The 3438-nt window shown below is 33.3% G+C and carries 3 protein-coding genes; all 3 read right to left on the bottom strand.

All coding sequences use genetic code 11. The annotated features are described in order from the left end of the window. Nucleotides 1–727, bottom strand: a 727-nt coding sequence (locus tag F6K13_RS24435) for a Gfo/Idh/MocA family protein (RefSeq protein WP_287288642.1), incomplete at its 3' end; no start/stop codon positions are given. 972 nt (nt 728–1699) lie between these two features. Next, nucleotides 1700–2689 (bottom strand): glutathione synthase, encoded by a 990-nt coding sequence (gshB, locus tag F6K13_RS24430; RefSeq protein WP_124144719.1) that lies wholly within the window; start codon nt 2687–2689, stop codon nt 1700–1702. A 200-nt stretch (nt 2690–2889) separates the two neighbouring features. Next, entirely contained in the window at nt 2890–3150 is a 261-nt protein-coding gene (gene grxC / locus F6K13_RS24425) for a glutaredoxin 3 (RefSeq protein WP_124144718.1), read from the bottom strand. Between the last annotated feature and the right edge of the window lie 288 nt (nt 3151–3438).

Below are 3438 nucleotides of genomic sequence, written 5' to 3'. Positions count from 1 at the left end.
TACAGGGAGTACCGTCCGCCAAATCTAGCATAATATTACAAGTATCATCTGCATCTACTGGTTTTAACTTGTTATCCTCTGTGGGGTCAGGACGAGTTTTAATTGAAGTATTCAGTTGTCCCCAAAGTTTTTTCGTAGGTCCAAATAACCAGTTAATATAATCAAAAGAATGAGAAGCGATCGCTCCTAATGCACCACCTCCTTTATCCTTTTGAGAATACCAATTCCAAGGACGACTTGGGTTAGCGCGACTTGATGCTAACCAATCAATTTTTATTAGGCGTTTATCTCCTACATATCCATCGGCTAAAATTTCTGCAAATAGTTGCCAAGCAGGAACATAACGAAATTCAAAATCCATAGTTGCTACACATCTATTAGTAGCAGCAATTTGATATAATTCTTGGGCTTCTTCTACTTTTAAAGTTGTGGGTTTTTCTAACAATAAATGTTTGCCTGCGGATAAGACTTTTTTTGCCATTTCATAGTGTAAAAATGGTGGAGTAGAAATTGTTACTGCTGCAACTTCAGGTATAGAAATAATTTCCTCTATAGTATTACAACCATGAGGTATATTATGGCTTAATGCAATTGATTTAGCTTTTTCTAAATCAGGGTTATAGACAGCTAATACTTGAGTTTTGTGATGTGCTTGTAAACCTGGTATATGTACTTTTTGACCAAATCCTGTACCGATAACTGCTACGCCAATAGTTTGATTGTTCATTGTTTATAAGAAGTAAGAAGGAAGAAGTAAGAAGGAAGAAGGTAAATTTTTAGTAAGTAGGTAGGTTTCATTAATGGATAATGGATAATGGATAATTACCTCTCCCTTTTAGGGAGAGGATTGACCAAGAAGGAAAAAATTTATTTTTTTCCCCTTTTAAGGGGAAGCTTTTAACCTGAATTATTTAATTATTAATTGTAATTATTAATTATTAGGTAAAAAAAAATAAAATCAATAGGCAAATGCCACGTGAGCTGAGAGAAATTGTTTAATCACTATCCACAGTTCTTATTTTCCGGTTTTCCGTCTCAACAATCATTTTCTATTTAATTTTACCTACCTACTTAGCTAAGTTATAATACCGTAGGTTTGCAAGTGAGACCAAACCCAACAGGTATCTATTATTGTTGGGTTTCCTGCGTCAACCCAATCTACAAAGTTATAAAAATCATCAATTGTTTATTATAAGCATTCAAGGAAACACAATATAAGTTAGGAAAGAATACTTATAGCAGTTCTATTTTATTAACTCCTGTAAAAAAATATTTGTTTTTTTTAGGCAAGAGCTAACAGAGGAATATTTGATAATTTTTATCAAGTTTGGAATTTATAAAAATCATTTAGGATAGTGATACCTTAATTTTTTATAACTATAACTAATCTGAAATTATATTTAAGTATCTAAGCAAAATTAATTAAACATCCTGCCAACCCACTGTTGAATATTGCCAGATGAGCTGTTTACTTTCTCAAAATTGTACTTTATTTTCAAGGTTTGGAGACCAAAACCCTACTAAATTTAATAAGAAATAATTACTTAATTGTGATATTACTTCTTAACTATTATATTTAGACTCTAGGATATTAATTAATAGCTCTGGCAAAATACAAATCCAGATAAATTCAAATACAGGAATTACAAATTATTACTTTTGACTGTCTTGAGTGTGTAATTCTGAGGTACCCTCAGAATTACACACTCGCTTTTGACTTTTGACTTTTAACTCGATCAATTACCCATTCTATTACTTGTTTCCCCAGATTAACATTATCAAATAAATCAATTTCTCTAATTCCTGTTGGACTTGTAACATTAACCTCTGTCAGATAACCACCAATTACATCTATACCAACAAAATATAAACCATCTGCTATTAATTTAGGTGCTAAATACTCACAAATTTCAGATTCTCGTTCCGTAATTTCTGTCTGAGCAACTCGCCCACCTACTGCCATATTTCCTCTAAATTCTTTACCAGTAGGAATCCGATTTACTGCTCCAATAGACTTACCATTAAGCATAATAATTCGCTTATCTCCTTCTTTTGCTGCTGGTAAATAACTCTGAATCATCACAGGTTCTCTACCTTGTTTTGTACTAATTTCTATTAGGGAATTAAAATTTTTATCTGTGGGTTCTAAAAATAAAATTCCTTCCCCAGCTTTTCCTCCCAAAGGTTTCAAAACTGCTGCTCCTTGTGACTCTAAAAATTCTCTAATTACCTCTTTTTCTTGACTAACAATTGTCTCTGGAATTACCTTTTTAAATTGCAAAGCATACATTTTTTCATTAGCAGCGCGTAACCCTTGAGGAGAATTTATGACTAAAGTTTTTTCTGGATTAATATAGTCTAAAATATAAGTAGCATAGAGATAAGGAATTGTTACAGGTGGGTCTTTGCGCATAAATACAGCATCCATTGACTCCAATGGTTGTAGCATCGCTTTTCCCAAATCATACCAAGGGTTACTAGCAACCCAATGATTTTCTACCCTTTCAACTGGCATTAAATGTGCCCGCTTGAGGGTTGCCCAAGCTTTACTTTCAATAGTACTTAATTGGTTAATTTCCGTTATCCAAACTTCGTGACCAAGTTCTTGAGCAGCTTCCATCAGTGCAACGGTACTATCGTGAACTTGGTTGAGTCGTTCTATAGGGTCTATGATGAATGCAAATTTCATCTTTATTTGGTTTATTATTTCAAAATATTTTTAATAGTAGTGCTTTGACACAGCTAAAATGTTGCAATAGTAGGGGCGAATGCCATTCGCCCTCACTACATTTAGTTTCCGTGGGTAAGTCCTGGTTAAATTAATAAGTCTTAACCAATTAGATGAACCAGCCACAAAATAATCAATAACTACAGAAATAGAAAACTATACTAAACTTCTAGTAATTGGTCTAGTTTACCTTGGTCCTCTAGTTCATATAGATCGTCACAACCACCGATATGTTGGTCTTTGATAAAGATTTGAGGCAAAGAGCGACGGCCATTAGCTCTTTTAGCCATTTTTTCTCGTTCTACATCATCACCATCTATAGTATATTCTTGATATTCTGCTTGCTTTTTATCTAACAGAGCTTTAGCGCGGATGCAAAATGGACAAGTTGACCAAGTGTAAATTTCTATGTTAGCTGCCATATTTATAGATTAGATTTTCTATATAAAATATTTCTTTAACAATTTTAATATTAATTTGCTCTGAAAAAAATTATATTTTAGATTTTAAGCCTACTGAAAAATTCTAAATGTTGAGGTTAAGGAATAGGGAAAAGTTTTCGTGCTATTTTAACCTCATTATCTTACCTAAATAACACGGGAGCATGAAAGCCATCGTCTTTTAAGCGATGGATGAAAGGCGAGGAGTCGGATTTTAATCCGATGTATTTTATTTGACCGAAAAGCCACGTTGAAGGCCCCGTGTTTGAA

Source organism: Okeania sp. SIO2B9, from assembly GCF_010672505.1.
Taxonomy (GTDB): Bacteria; Cyanobacteriota; Cyanobacteriia; order Cyanobacteriales; family Microcoleaceae; genus Okeania; species Okeania hirsuta.
Note: the sequence above shows the minus strand (reverse complement) of the source record. Positions and strands in the feature narration are given on the sequence as shown.

Bases quoted from the DNA above. Each gene is read 5' to 3' on its own strand.
- gshB (WP_124144719.1), bottom strand. From the start codon at position 2,689: ATGAAATTTGCATTCATCATAGACCCTATAGAACGACTCAACCAAGTT.
- grxC (WP_124144718.1), bottom strand. From the start codon at position 3,150: ATGGCAGCTAACATAGAAATTTACACTTGGTCAACTTGTCCATTTTGC.